Here is a 19731-nt window from a genome sequence, read left to right as displayed (position 1 = left end):
GGAGGATCGACGGCTCGGGACAGGCCCGGGGCGGCACGGCTAGGGCTGCTCCGGCGGTCGCTGCGGGGCCTCCTGCTCGATGAGCGGGTCGGTGATCCCGGGCGGGCTGACGAGCAGGGCCCTGTCCCAGCGGGCCCGCCGGGCACCCGCCTGGTAGGCGCAGTCGAGGAAGTCCAGCACGGTGGCGACGGGATCGTCGTGGGCGCGCGCGTCGTCGTAGCGCAGGACGGCCAGGTGGCTGCCCCGCTGCGGCAGCCAGGCCGCCTCCTCGGGGCGGAGCGGCTCCTCGGCGAGACCCGCCGGTTCGGGTGCGGTGTAGGAGTAGAACGCCGGCCAGGGCATCGCGTCGTCGCCGAACCAGAATCCGCTGCTGACGACCTCCCGGGAGTAGGCCTCCCTGGTGACGGGATCGGCCTGGGGCTGTGCGCCGACCGAGCGGCCCGAGAAACGGGTTACGGCGATGTCGAAGGTGTGCCAGAAGTGGTGCACCGGGCTGATCTTGCCGCAGAACCTCGCCGCGAAGCGTTCCAGCACCAGGTTGACCTGCGACAGGACCTGCCAGTAGCGGTTGACCAGCACCGGGTCGTAGGCCGCGTGCTTGGTGTCCTGGGCGAACGGCGTGCTGTCGGCGAGCCCGAACGGCTCGGCCTCGATCGTCACCTCGATGCCCAGGTCCTCCAGCGCGGCGAAGAAGGTCCGGTGGAAGGAGGAGACCGACTGGCCCGTCAGGCCGAACGACACGCTGTGCCCGTCCAGCCGGTTGACGATCAGCCGGTGGGCGACGAAGTCGAAGTCGACGGTGAAGACCGGCACGCCGTCGAAGCCGCCTGACGGGCGTGTGGTGATGCCCCGCCCGGTCAGGTGGAAGGGGACGTTCCACCAGTGGTTGCGGCGGACGCTCGTGGCCAGCCGTACTTTGCCGACGATCTGGGTGAACCGGTGCACGGTCTCCTTCGAGTCGGCCCACTCCTCCAGCGGCATGGCGGGAAACCATTCCATCGCTGCCCCTCCCCTCGTCCGGCGCCGCGGCCCCTGACCGGCGCCCCCGGGGAGCCGGGGCCACGGCTCCCCGAGCATTTCCACTAAAAGTAGTCATATCATGGCTTAAAGTGATCACTTGCTGTGGAGGCCCCGGCGGACCGTACCGCAGGGGAGCGCGCGGCCGGCCCTGGAGAGCCCTGCTGATCTGCGCTTACTTCACCGGGAGGGAGGGAATCCAACTCCTGACCGGCCGTCCGGACCGGTCGGTCCTGGGGCGGGTGCGCCGGGGACCGTCACCCGCCGATACCGCCGCGGCCGATGTGACGCGGCCGATGTGACACCCGCCTCCGCGGTCCTCGCCCCTCGCGCCGCACCGGCGGGCCCAGTTTCGCCGAGAGGAGCCCGGGATGTATCTGCCCGGAGACCTGCAGACCGTCGTCGTGACCGGACAGTATCTGAACCCCGACGGCGAGCCCCGCCGCGGCAGCGTGCTCATCGAGCCCGAGCCCGCCACCCTCACCAGCGCCGAGCACGGCCTCATCGTCCTCGGTGGGACGGAGGCCCAGCTCGACGAGTCCGGTCGCTTCAGGCTCGAACTGCTGGCCACCGACGCCGCGGGCGTGACCCCCTCCCACTGGGTCTACCGCGTCACCGAGCGGTGGCCCGACGCCCCCGGCCGCACCTACTCCCTGGCGCTGCCCGCCGCCGTGCCGGTCGTCAGCCTGCCCGCGGCCGTCGTCCCGGTGGACCCCCTCGTCTACGACGCCCGCGAGCACGGCCTGGCCGGCGACGGCGTCACCAACGACCAGCCGGCCCTGGCGGAGCTGGTCCGCCGGGCCGGGGACGGCTACGCCGCCGACGGCCGGGCGCGCGTCATCTACTGCCCGCCCGGCGTGTATTCGATCCGGGACGCGGGCACCGTGTGGAGGAGCGGGGTCTCCCTCGTCGGCGCGGGTCCGGCCGCGACCCGGTTCGTGCTGTCGAACCCCGGCAATCCCACCGATCCGACACCACTGGCCTTCTTCACCGCCCTCCAGCACGGTGCCGGCCGCGACAACCACATCGCCGACTGCACCTTCGCCGACTTCGAGATCGACGGTTCCGGCGTCGGGCTCGGGGAGTACGACGTGCTCGCCAAGGGACTGGGTCTGCAGTACGTGCTCCGGGGCCATTTCCACGACCTGTACATCCACCACACCGCCGCCTCGGGCTTCGGCTGCGACTTCCTGCAGGACACGGTGGTGGAGAGCGTCATCGCCGTCGGCTGCGGGCGGCTGGACAGCGGCACGCAGATGGGCGGGGCCGGTCTGGGCATCGGGATCGGCGGCTGGGGCGCCGTCGAGCGCCTCACCATCACCGGCTGCACCGCCGTCGGCAACGGGACCAACGGCGTCTTCCTGGAACTCCAGGACCGGGATTGGACCCCGCCCCGCGGCATCCGCATCACCAACTGCCACGCGGAGGGCAACCGGTACGGCATCTCCGACTGGGGCGCCGACGGGCTCATCGTCGCCGCCTGCACCATGATCGGCAACCACGAGGCGGGCTACGACGTCTCGGGCCTGGGCACGACCTCCGTCGCCGGCCGGGGCGGCATCGTCACCGGCTGCGTCGTCGACGGCAACGTCCTCGACGGCATCAGCATCGGCAACACGCCCGGCCGTTACAGCGTCCAGGGCAACCGCGTCAGCCGCAACGGCCGCTACGGCTACCGCCAGCACAACATGCCCGGTGGCCCCGCGCACGCCTCCACCGAGATGGTCCTCGACGGCAACGACATCTGGGGCAACGCCCTCGACGGCGTCCGTGTCGACGGCACCCTCGTCGACGCCGCCCTGCTCGACAACCGGATCCGCGACAACGGCGAGCAGACGGCCCCCGCGGCCTCCGGCGAGGGCGACGGCGTCACCTACACCGCCACGTCCCTGACCGACACCGCCGCCGCCTGGCTCCCCGGAGGTCACCGCGGCAAGACGCTCACCGCCGGCGGGTGCAGGGCGATCGTCACCGCCAACACCGCCACCGAGCTGTTCCTCGCCCCCTTCCACCCCGGCGTGGCGACGGCCTGGGAGGGGGAGCCGCCCGCGGCGGGCACCCCGTACAGCCTGCCCGACCGTCCTGCCGTCCGCGCCGGCCTCACCCTGAACGCGCCGACCCTCAGCCCGATGATCCGCGGCAACCGCGTCTGGGACAACCAGGACCCCAAGACGCAGACCCATGGTCTGTGGATCACCGGCAGCGGCGGTTGCGTGGCGGGCGCGGTGCAGGACAACGATCTGGCGGGCAACGCCGCGGCCGCCGTCTGTTTTGACACCGCCCCCTCCGGCGGGCGCTGGGAGCGCAACCACGGGGTCGCCGCCCATCCCTGACCGCCCGGCACGGGGTGACCGCCTGGTCCGGGGCGGGCCCGCCGCCGTGCCGGGAAGGGCCCGGACCCCGCGGGATCAGCGGGACGCCAGGTCGCGCGGCCGCGCCGGCAGCCGGACGGTCCACGACAGGCGATCCACCGTGTCCGGGGAGGAACAGATCAGGATCGGGCACGGGCCCTCCCGCAGGACGGGGTCGAGTGTCGAGCCGTCCAGGGGCGTCCCGGCGGCCCTGGTGCCGATGATCAGCAGCTCCGCCTGCCGGGCGTGCTGGATGATCACATGGGCGGGGTCGCCGTGGGCGATGATCGTGCGGGCCGCCGCGGCGGACCCGTCCGGTAGGGTCGCGGCGACGAGCGCGTCCACCTCGCCCGCCCGGAGGCGGTCCCGGTCACCGGGACCGCCCGGCCCGTCGGCCCCGTCTGTCCCGTCCGGTCTGAGCGGCCTGTCCGGAAGGACGTGGACGACCACCAGCTGCGCGCCCGTCGCGCCCGCCTCCGCCGCCCCGCGGCGGAGTGCGGCGATGGAGCCCGGCGAGCCGTCAAGGGCGACGACGACATGGCGTGACGCGGGGAGGGGCATCTCGGTCGGGTCTCCGTTCCTGGGGTGGATGGCGTGCGGAGCCACTCTTGCGACGTCGAAAGGGCCGTTTCCAGAGGCGCACGGCCCTCTGCGGCCGGTCTTTGGTCCTTATCCGGGTACGGCTCCGCATAGTGCGTAATACGCGCAAGCCGTACAGAGTGCAGCAGGAGGGGCATCTCGCCCGCGGATGGCCATGACGGCGGGCAGGTCCCCGCCACACGGTGTGGGGGAGGAAAGCCGGGGAAGGACTCCCTGAGAAGGACCCAAGGTACCGGCCGGCGATGAGGCCGAAGGTCCCGGGTGGCCACGTCCAAAGACCCTGGCAGCACCGGGCGCGCGGGCCGGACCGTGAAGGTGTGCATATCGGCGGCAGGAGGTGGCCCGATGCGTTCCCTTGCCCGTTGGGCGATGCGCTGCCTGAATCTTCACCGCTTCGACGGCAACCCGTTGCGCAGGCGCTCGGACCGGATCGACACGGTGATCGTGCTGGTGAGCTTGATGATCTTCGTTGCCTTCCTGTGGCCCGCGGCCGCGTTCGGCCGGCAGGTCTACGCGAGCGGCCTGCGGGCCGAGCTCACCGGCCCAGGCCACCGGCAGACCGTCGCCGCCGAGGTCGTGGACGCGGCGCACGGCGCGGGATGGCGGACCCGGACGGTGCGGTGGACCACCCCGCAGGGCGGCACGCGGACGGGCCAGGTGGTGCTCTCGCCGAGCACACCGGTCGGCTCCCACACCCAGATCTGGCTCGACGGGAGCGGCCGGATCACGGCGCCCCCGCAGCGTCACGTGAAGACGATCACCGACAGCGCGGTCGCCGCGATCGCGGTGGCGGGAGGGGGCGGAGCGGTCCTGCTGCTCTGCCTCGCCGGTGCCCGGGGGCTGCTGAACCGGCACCGCGACGCCGAGTGGGAGAGGGCGTGGGTCCTCGCCGACCAGCGGTGGCGCCGGCCACGGCAGACCTGACCGCGCGGCCCCGGCAGGGGAGGGCCTCCGGCCGGGCCGCCCGGCCGGGCGGGCCCCTCCGGACGGCAGGCCGCAAGCGGCGGATTCTCCCCCCTGGGGCGGCGATGGCGGCCGCGTGAATGAAAAGGAGAGTGCTATGAAGGCAGCGATAGGTGACAAGCTGGTCGTCGAGGGCACCCGGCACGGTGAGACCCGGCGGATCGGTGTGATCGTGGAACTGCGCCACCCGGACGGCTCCCCGCCCTACGTGGTGCGGTGGATGGACGCCGACCACGAGAGCCTCGTGTTCCCCGGCCCTGACGCGCACGTGATGACCGAGAGGCACATGCCGGCCGGGTGACCGGCGGCCGGTCCCGGTCACGGCCCCGCGGCCGGCGCGCCACGGGCCGCCCGGAGCCGCCTGGGGCTATCTGAGGAGTACGGCGGCGCCTTCGACGCGGCCGGCGGCCAGGTCCTCCAGCGCCTGGTCCGCCGCGTCGAAGGGATAGGGGACGGTGGTGACCCGCGGGGGACGGGCCGTGGCGAGCTCCAGATATCCCCGGCCGTCGGCGCGGGTGTTGGCGGTGACGCTGCGCAGCGTCCGCTCCTGGAACAGGTGGCGCTGGTAGTTCAGCACGGGGATGTCGCTGAGGTGGATGCCCGCCACCGCGAGGGTGCCGCCCCGGTCCAGGGCGGCCAGCGCGACGGGCACCAGCTCGCCGGCCGGGGCGAACAGGATCGCGGAGTCCAGCGGCTCGGGCGGGGCGTCGGCCGCGCCGCCGGCGGAGGCCGCGCCCAGCGCCATGGCCAGCTCGCGGGCCCCGGCCGACCGGGTGAGGACGTGCACGCTCGCGCCCTGGGCGATGGCGAGCTGGGCGGTCAGGTGAGCCGAGGCGCCGAAGCCGTAGACGCCCAGCCGGCCGCCGGGGGGCAGATCGCAGCGGAGCAGGGCGCGGTAGCCGATGATCCCGGCGCACAGCAGCGGCGCCAGCTTCTCGGCCGGAGCGTCCTCCGGGAGCGGGTAGACGTAGTCCTCGGGGGCGATGAGATATCCGGCGTAGCCGCCGTCGGCGTCCCAGCCGGTGTAGGTGGAGGCGGGGCAGAGGTTCTCCATGCCCCGGCGGCAGTAGCGGCAGAGCCCGCAGGTCGAGCGGAGCCAGGCCACGCCCACCCGGGTGCCGGGCGCGAGCCGGGGCGCGTCCGGGCCGCTCGCGGCGACCCGGCCGACGACCTCGTGGCCCGGCACGGTCCTGGGACGCCGGGGGAGCAGGTCGCCCTCGGCGAGGTGGAGGTCGGTGCGGCAGACGGCGCACGCCTCGACCTCGACGAGCACCTCGCCGGGCCCCGGCGAGGGGATCGGGAGCCGGGCCCGCTCCAGCGGGCGCGAGGCGATCGGCCCCGGGCGGGCGACCACCCAGGCGTCCATCCCGCCGGTCCCGCCGGTCACCCGGCGCACCGGGCGCGGCGGCGGGTGACCCCGGCCCGCGGCCCACGGCGGCCGGGCACGTCGCCGGTGGCTGTCATGCGTTCGGTCGTCGAAGTCACGCCGGATCTCTCATACCTGCGCCTCCCATTACGGGGAAGGCTACCTGGGCGACGGCCGGAAGTCCCTGAGGACCGGGCCTCCGGCCTTCAGGGCCGGCTCCGGTCCCTGCCGGACCGTCCCCTCGTCTCCGGCGGTGATGACGGCGGCCCGGACCGTACGGCCGGCCGCGCCCGGCAGGCCGCCGCCCAGGGGCGGTGTCCTCGCCGCCCACCGGCGCGACCGCGATGTCCCCGCTACGGGATCCGGGCGGCTGCGGCGACCCCGACGTTGATCTCGGCGACCGCCGTCCACGCGTTGCCGTTCACCTCCGACAGCGCCCGCAGCCGCACGTAGCGCGCCGACCGGGGCGCGAACGTCACCGCCTGCTCGGCCGTGGCGGCGGGGAACGTGCCCGTCGCCGCGGCCGTCCAGGCGGCGCCGACCGACAGGGCGGCGGAGGAGATGGTGACGGGGCCGGCCGCGACCGCGGGCGGCGGCGCGGCCACGGTGGCGCCGAGGGCCGCGACGGCGATGCCGAGCGCGGCCGAGAAGGAGCAGCGGGGACGACGCATCACGCGTTCTCCCTTCCGAGAAGGTCACGCCGCATGGCGGAGCAGTCGGCTCCAGCATGAACAGCGGGTTCACGGCCCGGTAATGGACAAAGGGGCGCGGCACTTGGACGTTTGGCCGGCACTCCGGCGGCGGCCGGTCAGCGCCCTGCGGGGCCGCCTGTCCGGGAGTGCGCGGGGCCGCGGATCGGGAGAGCGCGGGGCTGCGGATCGCAAAGTGCAAGAATCCGGCGCCGTTTGTCCATGGAGGGGAGAGGTACCGACGGCGGAGGGTTGCCGCCACGGAAAAGGGTGCGCGGAAGGATATCCACGTCATGCGTAACGCACGAGCGGTCGCCGGGGCGGCGACCGCACTGATCACCACTCTCGCCGCGGCGGCCTGTGGTGGCGGCGACGGGACGCCGCGGCCCGCGGCCGCGTCCGCCTCCCAGGCGGGGCCGGTCACGATCGAGTGGTGGGGCTGGGCCCCCGGATACGACAAGGCCGCCGCCGCCTGGAACGCCTCCCACCCGGACATCCAGGTGAAGTACACCCAGGTCGAGCCGGGCGGCAAGGGCGGCTACCAGAAGATGCTCGGCGCCGTCAAAGCGGGCAACGCGCCGTGCCTGGCGCAGGTCGGCGCCGAGACGATGGCCAGTTTCCTCATCGAAGGGGCGCTGGAGGACATCACCGACCTCGCGAAGGACGCCAACTCCAAGATCCAGCCGTGGGCGGTCAACACGGTGACCTTCGGCGGGCGTCAGTTCGGCATCCCCGTCGACACCGGCCCGATGGGGATGTTCTACCGCAAGGACCTGTTCGACAAGTTCGAGATCGAGGTGCCGAAGACCTGGGACGAGTTCGCGGCGGCGGCCGAGAAGATCCACAAGGCGGACCCGGACGTCTTCCTCACCTCCTTCAACCCCGACGACATGTACGGCTTCAGCGGATTCGCCTGGCAGGCCGGCGCCCGGTGGTTCGCCACGGAGGGGGACTCCTGGAAGGTGAACGTGGCCGACGCACCGACGCTCAAGGTCGCCGGCTACTGGCAGGGCCTGCTGGACAGGAAGCTCCTGGACGTCAAGCCCGGCTGGTCGGACGCCTGGTTCAAGGACTTCAACGACGGGAAGATCGCCTCGCTGGTGTCGGCGGTCTGGATGACCAAGGTGCTGGAGGACTCGATCCCCAAGACGAAGGGCAAGTGGGCGGTCGCGCCCATGCCCCAGTGGGAGGCGGGCCGTACCGTCACCGGCAACGTCGGCGGCTCCCCGAACGCCGTGCTGAAGGGGTGCGCGGCCCCGCGGGAGGCCGTGGAGTTCGCCGGGTGGCTGTCCACCGACGCGGCCGCGGTCGACGGCCTGATGGCCGACGGCGGCCTCTTCCCGGCCGGCGTCGCGGGAGGGGCGTCGCCGAGCATGCAGGCCGGGCGGCCCTTCTACGGTGACCAGCCGGTCTTCCGGACCTTCGCCGACTCCGCCGGGGCCGTGGCCCCGGACTTCGGCTGGGGCCCGACCACGCCGGCGCTGAACGACGCCTTCGTCGCCGCGGTCGGGCGGGCCGTCTCCGGCGGCGGCACCCTGCAGGAGGCGCTCGGGACCGTCCAGGAGAAAGCCGTGGCCTCGATCAGGGACAAGGGCCTGAACGTCTCCCAGGGCTAGGCCGGTCCGCGTGATCCCGGGGCCGGGCCGGTCGCCGGGACCGCAGGGCCAAGCCGGTCGCCGGAATCCCGGGACCGGCCGGAAACACACGCGGCCACGCGGCGGCCGGCGGGCCCCGCGTGGCCTCCGCGTGGCACAGATGTCAGGAAAGGCGATCACCTCATGACAGTCTCCGAGTTGGAGGCTCCCCCGGGACAGGCCGCGGCCGTGGTGCGGCGGCGCGGCACGCGCGGGCGCAACCGGGCCGCGCTGATCTTCCTGCTCCCCTTCGGCGCGCTCTTCGCGGTCTTCTTCCTCCTGCCGATCGGCTACGCGATCGACGAGAGCTTCCACCGGGTCAAGCGGTCGGGGCTCGGGTTCGGCACGCCCGAGCGGGTCTTCGCCGGGATCGGGAACTACCTGGCGGTCTTCCGGGACGACACGTTCGTGGACGGTCTCGGCCGGCTGCTGGCGTTCGGCGTCGTACAGGTGCCGGTCATGCTCGGCGTGGCCCTGGTGCTGGCACTCCTGCTGGACAGCCAGTCCGCCCGGTTCGCACGGTTCTTCCGGCTGGTGTATTTCCTGCCCTACGCCGTCCCCGGGGTCATCGCGGCCATCGTCTGGTCGTTCCTGTACACCAAGGAGATCTCACCCCTGGCCTTCCTCGGGATCGACTTCCTCGCCGACGGCGTCGTCCTGTGGTCGATCGGCAACATCGTCACGTGGACCTGGACGGGCTTCAACATGCTCGTCGTCTACGCCGCGCTCCAGGCCATCCCGCGCGACCTGTACGAGGCGGCGTCCCTGGACGGGGCCGGCGCGTGGCGGATCGCCTGGTCGGTCAAGATCCCGCTGGTCCGGCCCTCGCTGATCCTGACCGGCGTCTTCTCGATCATCGGGACGCTGCAGCTGTTCAACGAGCCGACCGTGCTGAGCGGGGTCACCACCGCCGTCTCCAAGAGCTACACCCCGCTGATGTGGTCGGTGCAGGTCGCCCTGGACAACAACGACTACGGGCAGGGCTCGGCCATCGCCATCGTGCTCGCGATCGTCGCCGGCGGGCTGTCGGCGGCGTTCCTGCGCCTGTCCACCTGGCTGACCACCCGAGGAGTACGCCGATGAGGGCCACCGTCCGCTCGCAGGTCCTCACCACGGCCGTCCTGTGCGTGGTGGCGGTCTACGTCCTGCTGCCCCTGTGGTGGCTCGTCGTGTCGGCCACCAAGTCGGGCGCCGACCTGTTCGACACGCCCGCGCTCTGGTTCGGGAGCGTCGACCTCGGCGGCAACCTCGACCGGCTGATGTCGCAGGACAACGGGCTGTATCCCCGGTGGCTGCTCAACACCCTGGTCTACGCCGGGGGCGGGGCCCTGGGAGCCACCCTGCTGGCCGCCATGGCCGGATACGGGCTGGCGAAGTATCCCTTCAGGGGGCGCGGGGCGGTGTTCGCGGTCATCATGGGCGCGGTCCTCATCCCGACGCCGCTGCTCACCCTGCCCCTCTACCTCCTGCTCAGCGAGGTGGGGCTGCTCAACTCCATGTGGGGGATGCTGCTGCCGTGCATGGTGAGCCCGTTCGGCGTCTTCCTGGCCAGGGCCTACGCCGAGGCGGCCGTCCCCGACGACCTGCTGGAGGCGGGCCGCATCGACGGCGCCGGTGAGCTGCGGATCTTCTTCACCGTGGCGGTACGCCTGATGGCTCCGGCGCTGGTCACCCTGTTCCTGTTCCAGTCCGTCGCGATCTGGAACAACTTCTTCCTCCCGATGATGGTGCTCAACGACCAGTCGCTCTGGCCGATCACCCTGGGGCTGGCGAAGTGGAACGGCATCCGGACCGGTTTCCTCCGGGACGCCGTGGTGATGGGCTCCCTCATCTCGGTCATCCCGGTGATCCTGGCCTTCGTCGCGCTGCAGCGCTTCTGGAAGGCCGACCTGGCGGCCGGGAGCGTCAAGCTTTAGGCGGCGGCCCGCCCCCGGCCGGGCCCGCCCCCGGCCGGGGCCGCCGCCGCGCGGTCCCCGGGGGCGGGCGTGGAGCAAATTGCCCGACTTCCGGGCGTGCCTTTGTAGGGCCCCGGGCAGTGCCACCAGTATGAATGATGGAAAACGGACAAAGGCCATCATTAGTGCTATCTTCCCGGGCTTGGCCCTGCTCGCGGCCGCGGCCTGCGGGAGCGCCCACACCTGGTCCGGTGCCGTCAAGGCGGCGCCCGCGGGCGGCGCCGTCGCCGCTCTGGTGTCACCGTCGGGGGCGCCGGGCGACCCCAGCGGGGAACCCGGCGGCATGGCGAGCCTCGAGAAGGTGGCCGCCGCGGCCACGAACGCCGTCAAGGGCTCCACGGTCCTGTCGGTCCAGGCGGAGAACGACGGCCGGATCTGGGAGGTCCAACTGGCCGGACCCGACGGCACGGAGCGGCTGCTGGAAGTGGACGCGTCAGGGAAGGCGGTCTCGGGACCCAGGGTGAAGGACACCGGCGACGAGGAGAAGGCCAGGGTCATGGGCATGGTCAAAGACTCCGAGCTCACCTTCGGGGCGGCGGCGGAGAAGGTGTCCTCCTCGATGCCGCAAGGAAAGATCACCCACATGAGCCTGGACAGGTACGACGACAACCTCCTCGTCTGGGATGTCGATGTCGTCACCCCGGACGGCACCTGGCACGAGGTCAAGGTCGACGCCAGGAACGGCACCGTGACCAAGAACGGCTAGCGGAGCCGGGCCCGCGTCCGGCGCCGCGGACCCGCCTGCCGTCGAGAGGGCCGGCGTGAACGCCGGCCCTCGGTGCCCGGTCACCGCCTCGGCCACCGCCTCGGCCACCGCCTCGGCCTGCCCGGTACGGCGGACCTCTTCCGGCGACCGCCGCGCCGGGCATGCCCGGCGCAGCGGCTCATGCCGGAGGGATCACCTCTGCGGAGCGAGCCGGTCGGCCGCCAGGGGCCGGGCGGCGTAGGTGACACGTATGATCCCGTCGGGGTCGCGCGCGGCCCGGGCGTCCACGCCGAACACGCGGCGCAGCACCTGCGGTGTCAGAGCTTCGAGCACGGGCCCGGCCGCGGCGACCCGCCCGCCGTGGAGAACGACGAGCGAGTCGCACACGCGTGCGGCGAGGTCGAGCTCGTGCATGACGGCGAGTGTGGTGGTGCCGAGGTCCCGGACGAGGTCGAGCAGCTCGAACCTGGCCTTGATGTCGAGGTGGTTGGTGGGCTCGTCCAGGATGAGCAGGCACGGCTCCTGGGCGAGGGCGCGGGCGAGCTGGACGCGTTGCCGCTCGCCACCGGACAGCGACCCGAACCGGCGTCCGGCCAGGGCGAGAACCCCGGCGCGCGACATCGCCTCCCGCACCACCGCCCGATCGCCGGGGCCGTTGCGGTCGAACAGCCCGTGGTGCGGGGTCCGGCCGAGTTCGACCACTTCGGTGACGGTCATGGTCGCCGGTGTGGTGTCGTCCTGGAGCACGGCCGCGATCCGGCGGGCCGCCGTGCGTGCCGGCCAGGCCCACACGTCGTGTCCGCCGAGCCGTATGCCTCCCGAGTCCGGGCGCAGCGAGCGGTAGACCGTGCGCAGCAGGGTGGACTTGCCGCTGCCGTTGGGGCCGACCAGCCCGACGACCTCGCCCGCTTCCGCGGCGAGAGAGACGTCGAACAGGATGGGGACCCCGCCGAGCTTGACGCTGACGTCGTGGACGCGCAGTCTCATGCCTCCTCCCGGCGTAGCAGCCAGATGAAGAACGGGGCGCCGAACACCGCGGTGAAGATGCCCAGGGGCAGCTCCGCCGGGCGGTCCACGGTCCGCGACAGCAGGTCGACCAGCACCATGTAGATCGCCCCCACGAGCGTCACCAACGGCAGCAGCCGGCGGTGATCGGTGCCGAAGGCCAGGCGTACCAGGTGAGGGATCATCAGCCCGACGAACCCGATGCCGCCCGCGACCGCCACGACCGCGCCGGTGAGCAGGGAGGAGACGACCAGCAGCCCGATGCGGGCCCGCCGCACGTCAAGGCCGAGGGCCGTCGCCGACTCCTCCCCGGTGACCAGGGCGTTGAGCCGGCGGCCGTACAGCACCAGGCCCAGGGCGCAGGCGGTCACGGCGACCGCCACCGCGGGAAGCTGGTGCCACTGCGCGCCGGCCACGCTGCCGAGCATCCAGAACATCACCTTTCTCAGCTCGTCGGGGTCGGCCTGGAGCTGCAGGTAGCTGGTGGCGGCCAGCAGCACGTAGCCCACCGCCACCCCGGACAGCACCAGCCGCGTGGGGGTCAGGCGGCCTCGGCGCTGGCCGAGGGCGAACACGATCAGCGCGGCGGTCATCGCGCCGGCGAACGCGGCCGAGGAGACGCCGAGGCCGCCAGCGGCGGCCGAGCCCACCGTCATGACGAGGACCGCGCCGACGGAGGCCCCGGAGGAGATCCCGAGGACGTACGGGTCGGCGAGCGGGTTGGTCACCAGGGCCTGCAGGACGGCGCCGGCGATGGACAGGCCCGCCCCGGCGAGCGCCGCGAGCAGCACGCGGGGGATCCGGTAGTCCAAGATGATCTTGACGTTGACCGGGTCGCCCCCCTGGCCCGTCACGACGCTCCAGGTCTCGGCGAGGGGCACGTTGACCGATCCGATGCCGACGGCGACCAGCATGCCGGCCAGCAGCGCGGCGGTGAGGACGGCCACGCAGGGGATCAGGGGGAGACGGCGCAGCATCAGAATCTCCCCGGGTGGAGCAGCTTGGCGATCTTCTCCACGGCGACGGCGTTGTCGGGACCCAGATAGGCGGAGTCGGACAGCACGACGTAGCGCCTGTCCCTGGCCGCCTGCCAGTGCGGGAACTGGGCGAAGAGCTTCGCGGCCTCGGCGTCGGGGTCGGGATTGCGCCAGTTGATGATCACTATCGCGTCGACGTCGGTCCTGGCCACCTGTTCCTTGCTGAGGTTGGCGAAGATCTCATCGGTGACGCCGCCGAACGCGTTGACGCCACCGGCCCTTTCGAAGATGTCGTTCCAGATGCCGTTGGCGCCGATCGAGCTGAACTCCGCCGAGCCCATCTCCATGCCCGGGATGATGTACATCACCTTCGGCCTGGACGCGCCCCGGACCCTGGTCTCGATCTCCTTGATCCGCTGTTCCGACTGCTCGATCAACTTCTCCGCGCGGCCGCCGACCCCGTAGAGCTTCCCGAAGTCACGGAGCATGTCGTAGCTGTCCTCGATCGTCTGGGTGCCCCTGACGGTGCCGGGGCCGCCGCAGGTCGAGTCGGGCAGCCAGGAGTTGGCGCCGATCTCGAGCAGCTCCTGCCGGGTCGCGTAGCCGTTCTGGGCGTCGAAGTCGTAGCCGGTGGTGCCGATGACGAGGTCCGGGCGGAGCGAGAGCATCTCCTCGCGAGAGATGTCCCAGCCGCCCTCCCGGATCTTCGCCCTGGGGAGTCCGTCGATCGCCTCGGCCCGGCCGGGCACGTCCGAGGAGCCGTACGACTGGGCGTTGCCGATGATCCGGCCCTCCACCCCAAGGGCGATCAACGTGGACACCTGGCCGACCGCCCCGCCGCTCATGAGGACCGTACGGCTGGGCGCCCTGTCGAAGGTGTACGGCCGGCCGCAGTTGGTGATCGTGACGGGATAGCCGGGAGCGGGGGGCTGGGGGGCCGAGGCCGGTCGGGGCGGTTGCCCGCCGCACCCGGTCGCCGCCAGGCAGAGCACGGCGAGCAGGGGCAGGGCATGCGTGAGACGCATGAGAGAAGTCCTTTCAAGGCACGCCAAACAGGCGCTTTCTGGCAGAAGCAGGGATTCAGCGACAGAAAGCGACCGTGGGCGGGCCTCGCCTGCTGACCACGGACCGGAGCAGGACGGACCGTAGCCGGAGGACCCCGGGGAAGGTGGGAACGGGCCCGCGGCCGACCGCCGGCTCCGGTGCCAGCCAGGCGAAGATCAGCCGGATGACGCGGGCGCCGATCAGCCGCAACAGCGCCCACATACCCGCTTCGCCCCTGGCCAGCCAGATGGCGGTCAGCGTCACGGCGACCCCGTGCAGGACCGTCATGCCGGGGCCGGGCGTCGCGCAGTGGAGATGCTGGATGAGACTGTCTCCGGAAGGCGTGGCGTCCACGAGCGCGAAGATCACATGCATCCCGGCCTGCACACCCGCCAGCAGCGGAAGTATCACAGGCAGACCGCGCTCGCGCCCGGTCAGCGGCAGTGCGGCGAGCAGCGACAGACCCTGCCCCCACGCGGCCGTCTCCACGGTCACCGTGCCTCCGGCGAACACATGGGCGAGCACCCCGAGCCCGACGCACACCGTCGCGAAAGCGGTGGCGCGGGCCAGGCGTAGAAGGGGGGCCGCCAGCATGATGGAGACATCATGGCACGGGCGCCGGCCGCCCTCCCCGGCGGCGGTGACCCCGGGTGCGGACGCGCCGCACCCGGGGCCGCACCGGGATGGGCCGCACCCGGGGTCATGGATTTTCCCGAATGGAAATGGCGTTCCGGGCGACCGACGCCCTTTCTCGTCCGATCTGACGCGCCTCCCGTCAGGTCCGGCCCGTCCGCCCGGGGCGCATCATCAGGTCCCGATGACAGCCGGTCGAACTATTGATGGACACGCGCCGGTCGCGTGCTCACAATTCGAGGTGCCACGGGCTGTTCACCGACGCGATTCGGAGAAATCACGAACGGGCTGATCCGTAGGTCGAGGTTGTTCAGGGCGTCGGCCTCGCTGGTCGCCATGGTCGTCTTCTCCGTCGGAGCCGTGACAGCCGCCGCCACCGAGGCGCGGGCGGGTATGGTCGAGATCATCGACAGCCTCGAGGGCGGCGTCAAAACATGGGTCCGCTTCGACGACATGCAGCTCCGCTGCTACCACTGACGCCCCGCCGTTCACAGCGGCCGCCGGTGACCTGATCTCCGATGTTCATCATGAATGGAGTCGAAGCGGCGGCGGGAGGCCTCGATGTGACCGAGGTACCGGTGGGTCCAGTCGCACATTCCATGGACCGTCGCCCGTAGGGCCTGGCCCGACTCGGTGAGGGTGTATTCGACCCGCGGCGGCACGGTGGGGTGCACGTTCCGCTCGACCAGGCCGTTGCGCTCCAGCATGCGCAGGTTCTGGGTGAGCATCTTGTGGCTGATGCCCTCGATCCCGTTCCGCACCTCGCCGAAGCGCAGGGTGCGTTCCCCCAGAGCCTCGATGATCAGGAGCGCCCACTTGTTGGCGACGTCCGAGAAGATCTCCCGCGCCAGAGAGTCCGCGCGCCTCAGGTCCGCTTCCTCGGGCGAGCCCCTGAACTGCTTGGTCACCATAAGGTTCCCCAGTCACTGAAAAGTGCGTTCTTCCATGTCAGCGGACACTCTCCTACAGTTCCTCAGTAACCACAAGAGACCGAGAGCGTCTTGGTTCAAGGGAAGCGAGCCCACGGGCTCTCGTGACGAGGAGGCGGGCAGCATGGCCATCACCCTGGTTGACCCCGGCGGACTGCCGGAGATCGACGCCTACCGGCAGGTGTCGATCGCGACTGGGTCGAAGCTGGTCTTCATCGCCGGGCAGGTCGCCTGGGATGCCGATGGGGTCACGGTCGGCGAAGGTGACCTCGCCGCTCAGGTCGAGCAGTGCTACCTCAACATCGGCACCGCCCTGGCCGAGGTCGGCGCCTCCTTCGGCGACGTGGCGAAACTGACCGTCCACGTCGTCGACTGGACCCCCGACAAGATGCCCCTGCTCCTGGAGGGGATCTCCCGGGCGGCCGCGAAGCTGGGGGTCACCCCGGTCCCGCCGGCCACGCTGCTGGGCGTTGCGGCACTGGACATCCCCGACCATCTGGTCGAGATCGAAGCCACCGCGATCCTCGACTGAACGCTCCTCGCCGTGCGGAGTCACGGTCCCCGTACGGCGGGCCGGCTCCGTACGGCGGGCCGGCCCCGACCCCACCTTGCGGGTTGGAATTCCCAACCCATACGCTCCCTGCTGAGTTGGGTTTTCCAACCCACTATCGCTTGGGGCGGGATATGCAAGATCAGGGCATTGATCTCCAGGGCTGCACCGCCTTGGTGGCGGGCGCCAACCGCGGGCTCGGCAGGGCCTTCGCGCTGGCACTGCTGGAACGGGGTGCGCGCACGGTCTACGCCGGCGCCCGGGACCCGGGCTCGGTGACCGACCAGGATCTTGTCCCGGTCGAGCTCGACGTCACCGACCCGACCTCCGTCGCCGCGGTGGCCCGTAGCTGCGGCGATGTCACGCTGCTGATCAACAACGCCGGCATCGGGCTGCGCAGCGGGCTGATCGCGGCGCCTTCGCTTGAGGCGGCACGTGCCGAGATGGAGGCCAACTTCTTCGGCGCGCTGGCGATGTGCCGTGCCTTCGCCCCATCCTCGGCCGTAACGGCGGCGGAGCGATTGTGAACATGCTGTCGGTCCTGTCCTGGGCCACGCTGCCGGCGGTGGCCTCGTACGCCGCCTCCAAGTCGGCCTGCCCGCCGCCTGACCCGCACGGCATCGCGCGGAGCAGGCTATGAAACACCCTCCGCCCCCGAGGCGGGCCTGTCAGAGCGTTGCCGATCAGCCGCCGGCCGCCCGCTCGTCTTCTCGGTGCAGTCCGCGAGTCCGTCCCGTGTGGTCAGCGTGTCCGGGTGCTGGGCGCTCCGGGCGGCCGGGCGCTGCCGCCACTGCTCCATGACCTGCCGGTGGGCCTCGCTCACGAGGAGAAGGAGTTCGGCGGAGGACTCGAAGCGGGCGCCCGCCGGGGTCGCGACCCCGAGAATCTCGGCTCCGCGCTGCGATGCGGCCGCCAGGGCGTCGTTCCTCTGCAGAGCTGCGAGGAGGGACCGGAGCCAGATCTCGTCGTCGACGACATAGCGTTCGCGCCGCGCGCCGGGAGCCCGTTCCCGGCTGAGCATTCCCTGCTGTTCGAGGAAGGTGACGGCGTGCGAGACGGACGCCGGGCTGACGCGGAGCCGCTGGACCAGGTCGGCGGCGGTGAGGGCGCCGGAGTCGGTGATGTACAGGCAGGCCAGCACCCTGGCCTCCATGCGGGGCAGGCCCTGCTGCACGAGGAGAGCGATGAAGGACTCCGTGAAGTCCCGCACCGCCCGGGGGTCCCGCCCATGGCCGCTGTCGAGGATCGGCGGCGCCGGAGGCCGAGCCTGCTTGTGCCGGCGCGCACGGTGCCGGGTGGCCTCCTGCGCCCGGTCCGCCCGGTAGTCGTCGGGTCCGCCGTTGCGGGTGACCTCCCGCATGACGGTCGAGGCGGGCCGCTCCAGGCGCCGGCCGATCTCCGCGTATCCGAGTCCCTCGGCCAGCCCCGCAGCGATGTGCTGACGGTCCTCATCGGTGAGTCTGCCTCCGGGCATCGGTGCTCGTCCCCCAGCTGTCGACATGCGCGGGCTCGGCGCCCGCACACCCGCTGCACAGTATGTATTCACACGGATTCCATTGCAATGCAAATTCGATCATACATTGCGTTCAGCCTCATATTCATTGCAAAGAAAACCCTGTCATCTGGAGAGAGCAGGGGCAATGAACCTCATTTGCTGTTGACTGATTTATGAACGCAATGTAGCGTCGCAGGCGTTCAGCGATTCCCGAACGATGGCGGATGTCGGTGACGCCGTAGAGGGAGTCGCCAGGACTGAGCTCACCCCGCCCCGTGCGTCACTCGTCGAAACCGTGAGTGCCAGGCCGGGGTGGGTCTCGCAAGATCGAAAACTGTATGTAAGGGGATTCATGATGGGAACGGGCAACAGCGGCTTCTCCGAAGCGGGGTTGCGCAGGCTGCGCGAGGTGCTGGCACGGCATGTCGATTCCGGGAAGATTCCCGGGCTGGTCGCCCTGGTCGGCCGGGGCGGACAGACGCACGTCGAAGCGCTCGGGACGATGCGCCATGACGGTGGCGCGCCGATGCGCCGCGACACCATCTTCCGGATGGCGTCCACGTCCAAGCCGGTCGCGGTGGCGGCGGCGATGGTCCTGCTGGATGAGTGCCGGGTGCGGCTGGACGACCTGGTAGAGCAGTGGCTGCCCGAACTCGCCGACCGGCGGGTGTTGAAGCGGATCGACGGCCCGCTGGACGACACCGTGCCGGCGCGGCGGCCGATCACCGTGCGGGACCTGCTGACCTCCACCTTCGGACTCGGCATGGACATGACGGCGCTGGGCGCCCCGATCATGGGCGCGATCTTCGAGCAGGGGCTCACGCCCGATCTGCCGGAGCCGATGCCCGAGCCGGATGAGTGGATGCGCCGCCTCGGCGCGCTTCCGCTGATGTACCAGCCCGGCGAGCGCTGGCAGTACCACATCAGCGACGATCTGCTCGGCGTGCTGGTGGCCAGGGTCACCGGCCAGTCGTTCGAGGAGTTCCTGCGCGAGCGCATCTTCGATCCGCTGGGCATGAGGGACACCGCCTTCCACGTGCCGGCCGACCAGATCGACCGGCTGCCGCCCCTGTACGCCCCCGACCCGCAGACCGGCGAGTTCCACGTGTGGGACGAGGCGGCAGGTGGAAGGGTCGGCAAGCCTCCGGCGTTCCAGGGCGGCGGCGGCGGGCTGGTCTCCACCGTCGACGACTACCACGCCTACTTCCAGATGCTGCTGAACGGCGGGATGCACGGGAGCGAACGGATCCTGTCCCGGCCCGCCGTCGAGCTGATGACCACCAACCGCCTCACGCCCGAGCAGAACGCCGTCCGAAACGCCATGGCCACCAACAACGTCCATATGTCACACGGCCAGGGGCAGCACGGCGGCTGGGGCTTCGGGATGGCGGTGCGCACCTACCGTGGCGACTACGCGCCCATCGGCCAGTTCGGCTGGGACGGCGGAGCCGGCACCACCACATACGCCGACCCGGACAACCAGCTCGTCGGCATCCTGCTCACCCAGACCGGGATGTCCACCCCGGATTCGGCGCGGGCCATCCACGACTTCTGGACCACGCTCTACCAGGCCATCGACGACTGACACCGAGCCGCGCCCGGTAGGCCCGCCCGCGACCCACGGCACCCAACGGTCAGCCCCTGGCGGCCGCGCCGTCGACGGTTGCGCGCGGGGTCGGGCTCGACCCTGCCTGCCTGAGCCCGGGGTCGCCCGCCGTCGTCCGTCAGGACGGCCCTCCGCCCGGGGCCGTGCGATGAGCCCCGAGGTGGAGCGTTGTCGCGGGCCGGAGCGGGTGACCGTGGCGATCCGCACGGTC

Annotated in this window: 21 protein-coding genes; 11 read left to right on the top strand and 10 right to left on the bottom strand. The window is 71.7% G+C overall.

Annotated features, from left to right (window positions below; translation table 11 throughout):
• Positions 1-39: 39 nt before the first annotated feature.
• Entirely contained in the window at positions 40-999 is a 960-nt protein-coding gene (locus tag ACZ6R6_RS09610; protein ID WP_470091713.1) for a DUF5996 family protein, read from the bottom strand.
• A 389-nt stretch (positions 1000-1388) separates the two neighbouring features.
• Here ACZ6R6_RS09610 and ACZ6R6_RS09605 point away from each other — a divergent pair, with 389 nt between their 5' ends.
• The gene (locus ACZ6R6_RS09605) at positions 1389-3350 is read left to right on the top strand and encodes a right-handed parallel beta-helix repeat-containing protein (protein ID WP_470091711.1); all 1962 of its coding nucleotides are present in this window, start codon (positions 1389-1391) and stop codon (positions 3348-3350) included.
• A 75-nt stretch (positions 3351-3425) separates the two neighbouring features.
• Here ACZ6R6_RS09605 and ACZ6R6_RS09600 read toward each other — a convergent pair whose 3' ends face one another.
• Positions 3426-3929 carry a universal stress protein gene (locus ACZ6R6_RS09600; protein WP_470091709.1) on the bottom strand — a complete coding sequence of 168 codons (504 nt, stop codon included), beginning with the start codon at positions 3927-3929 and terminating at the stop codon, positions 3426-3428.
• 384 nt (positions 3930-4313) lie between these two features.
• On the opposite strand from ACZ6R6_RS09600, the gene ACZ6R6_RS09595 reads away from it, so the two are divergent.
• Both ACZ6R6_RS09595 and ACZ6R6_RS09590 read left to right on the top strand, forming a co-directional pair.
• Positions 4314-4892, top strand: coding sequence for an Rv1733c family protein (locus tag ACZ6R6_RS09595; protein WP_470091707.1), 579 nt, complete (start codon positions 4314-4316; stop codon positions 4890-4892).
• A gap of 136 nt (positions 4893-5028) precedes the next feature.
• A complete protein-coding gene (locus ACZ6R6_RS09590; protein ID WP_306874153.1) occupies positions 5029-5232 on the top strand; it encodes a DUF1918 domain-containing protein in 204 nt (67 codons plus the stop codon).
• 66 nt (positions 5233-5298) lie between these two features.
• Here ACZ6R6_RS09590 and ACZ6R6_RS09585 read toward each other — a convergent pair whose 3' ends face one another.
• Both ACZ6R6_RS09585 and ACZ6R6_RS09580 read right to left on the bottom strand, forming a co-directional pair.
• Positions 5299-6318, bottom strand: coding sequence for a zinc-dependent alcohol dehydrogenase family protein (locus tag ACZ6R6_RS09585; protein WP_470091705.1), 1020 nt, complete (start codon positions 6316-6318; stop codon positions 5299-5301).
• Positions 6319-6650: 332 nt separating this feature from the next.
• Positions 6651-6971 (bottom strand): hypothetical protein, encoded by a 321-nt coding sequence (locus ACZ6R6_RS09580; RefSeq protein WP_470091703.1) that lies wholly within the window; start codon positions 6969-6971, stop codon positions 6651-6653.
• A gap of 308 nt (positions 6972-7279) precedes the next feature.
• Here ACZ6R6_RS09580 and ACZ6R6_RS09575 point away from each other — a divergent pair, with 308 nt between their 5' ends.
• From ACZ6R6_RS09575 to ACZ6R6_RS09560, 4 genes are all read left to right on the top strand, one after another.
• Entirely contained in the window at positions 7280-8602 is a 1323-nt protein-coding gene (locus tag ACZ6R6_RS09575; protein ID WP_470091701.1) for an ABC transporter substrate-binding protein, read from the top strand.
• Between the two features lie 162 nt (positions 8603-8764).
• Positions 8765-9703, top strand: a complete 939-nt coding sequence (locus ACZ6R6_RS09570) for a carbohydrate ABC transporter permease (protein WP_470091699.1) — start codon at positions 8765-8767, stop codon at positions 9701-9703.
• Positions 9700-10536, top strand: coding sequence for a carbohydrate ABC transporter permease (locus ACZ6R6_RS09565; protein WP_470091697.1), 837 nt, complete (start codon positions 9700-9702; stop codon positions 10534-10536). Before ACZ6R6_RS09570 ends, ACZ6R6_RS09565 begins: the two co-directional genes overlap by 4 nt.
• Positions 10537-10717: 181 nt before the next feature.
• Positions 10718-11281, top strand: coding sequence for a PepSY domain-containing protein (locus tag ACZ6R6_RS09560; RefSeq protein WP_470091696.1), 564 nt, complete (start codon positions 10718-10720; stop codon positions 11279-11281).
• A gap of 192 nt (positions 11282-11473) precedes the next feature.
• Here ACZ6R6_RS09560 and ACZ6R6_RS09555 read toward each other — a convergent pair whose 3' ends face one another.
• From ACZ6R6_RS09555 to ACZ6R6_RS09540, 4 genes are read right to left on the bottom strand one after another with little or no spacing between them, the layout of a single operon-like run.
• Complete coding sequence (locus tag ACZ6R6_RS09555; protein WP_470091694.1) at positions 11474-12268, bottom strand: ABC transporter ATP-binding protein; 795 nt, start codon at positions 12266-12268, stop codon at positions 11474-11476.
• Complete coding sequence (locus ACZ6R6_RS09550; protein ID WP_470091692.1) at positions 12265-13263, bottom strand: FecCD family ABC transporter permease; 999 nt, start codon at positions 13261-13263, stop codon at positions 12265-12267. The genes ACZ6R6_RS09555 and ACZ6R6_RS09550 overlap by 4 nt, the downstream gene beginning before the upstream one ends.
• Positions 13263-14288, bottom strand: coding sequence for an ABC transporter substrate-binding protein (locus tag ACZ6R6_RS09545; RefSeq protein ID WP_470091690.1), 1026 nt, complete (start codon positions 14286-14288; stop codon positions 13263-13265). Before ACZ6R6_RS09545 ends, ACZ6R6_RS09550 begins: the two co-directional genes overlap by 1 nt.
• Before the next feature lie 55 nt (positions 14289-14343).
• Positions 14344-14901, bottom strand: a complete 558-nt coding sequence (locus ACZ6R6_RS09540) for an MFS transporter (protein ID WP_470091688.1) — start codon at positions 14899-14901, stop codon at positions 14344-14346.
• 345 nt (positions 14902-15246) lie between these two features.
• On the opposite strand from ACZ6R6_RS09540, the gene ACZ6R6_RS09535 reads away from it, so the two are divergent.
• Positions 15247-15417 (top strand): hypothetical protein, encoded by a 171-nt coding sequence (locus tag ACZ6R6_RS09535; RefSeq protein WP_470091686.1) that lies wholly within the window; start codon positions 15247-15249, stop codon positions 15415-15417.
• Positions 15418-15428: 11 nt separating this feature from the next.
• Here ACZ6R6_RS09535 and ACZ6R6_RS09530 read toward each other — a convergent pair whose 3' ends face one another.
• The gene (locus ACZ6R6_RS09530) at positions 15429-15851 is read right to left on the bottom strand and encodes a winged helix-turn-helix transcriptional regulator (RefSeq protein ID WP_470091684.1); all 423 of its coding nucleotides are present in this window, start codon (positions 15849-15851) and stop codon (positions 15429-15431) included.
• Positions 15852-15993: 142 nt separating this feature from the next.
• Between ACZ6R6_RS09530 and ACZ6R6_RS09525 the strand changes: the two genes are divergently transcribed.
• Entirely contained in the window at positions 15994-16401 is a 408-nt protein-coding gene (locus ACZ6R6_RS09525) for a RidA family protein (RefSeq protein ID WP_470091682.1), read from the top strand.
• Positions 16402-16553: 152 nt separating this feature from the next.
• Positions 16554-16946: an SDR family NAD(P)-dependent oxidoreductase gene (locus ACZ6R6_RS09520; RefSeq protein ID WP_470091680.1), complete on the top strand. Its 393-nt coding sequence runs from the start codon at positions 16554-16556 to the stop codon at positions 16944-16946.
• A gap of 107 nt (positions 16947-17053) precedes the next feature.
• On the opposite strand, the gene ACZ6R6_RS09515 is transcribed toward ACZ6R6_RS09520, so the two are convergent.
• Positions 17054-17893, bottom strand: coding sequence for a GbsR/MarR family transcriptional regulator (locus tag ACZ6R6_RS09515; RefSeq protein ID WP_470091678.1), 840 nt, complete (start codon positions 17891-17893; stop codon positions 17054-17056).
• Positions 17894-18269: 376 nt separating this feature from the next.
• On the opposite strand from ACZ6R6_RS09515, the gene ACZ6R6_RS09510 reads away from it, so the two are divergent.
• Positions 18270-19499 carry a serine hydrolase domain-containing protein gene (locus ACZ6R6_RS09510; RefSeq protein ID WP_470091890.1) on the top strand — a complete coding sequence of 410 codons (1230 nt, stop codon included), beginning with the start codon at positions 18270-18272 and terminating at the stop codon, positions 19497-19499.
• Positions 19500-19731: the final 232 nt, after the last annotated feature.

The sequence above is a fragment of the Streptosporangium sp. NPDC048886 genome (assembly GCF_055586905.1).
This window is presented reverse-complemented; position numbering and strand designations above follow the sequence as displayed.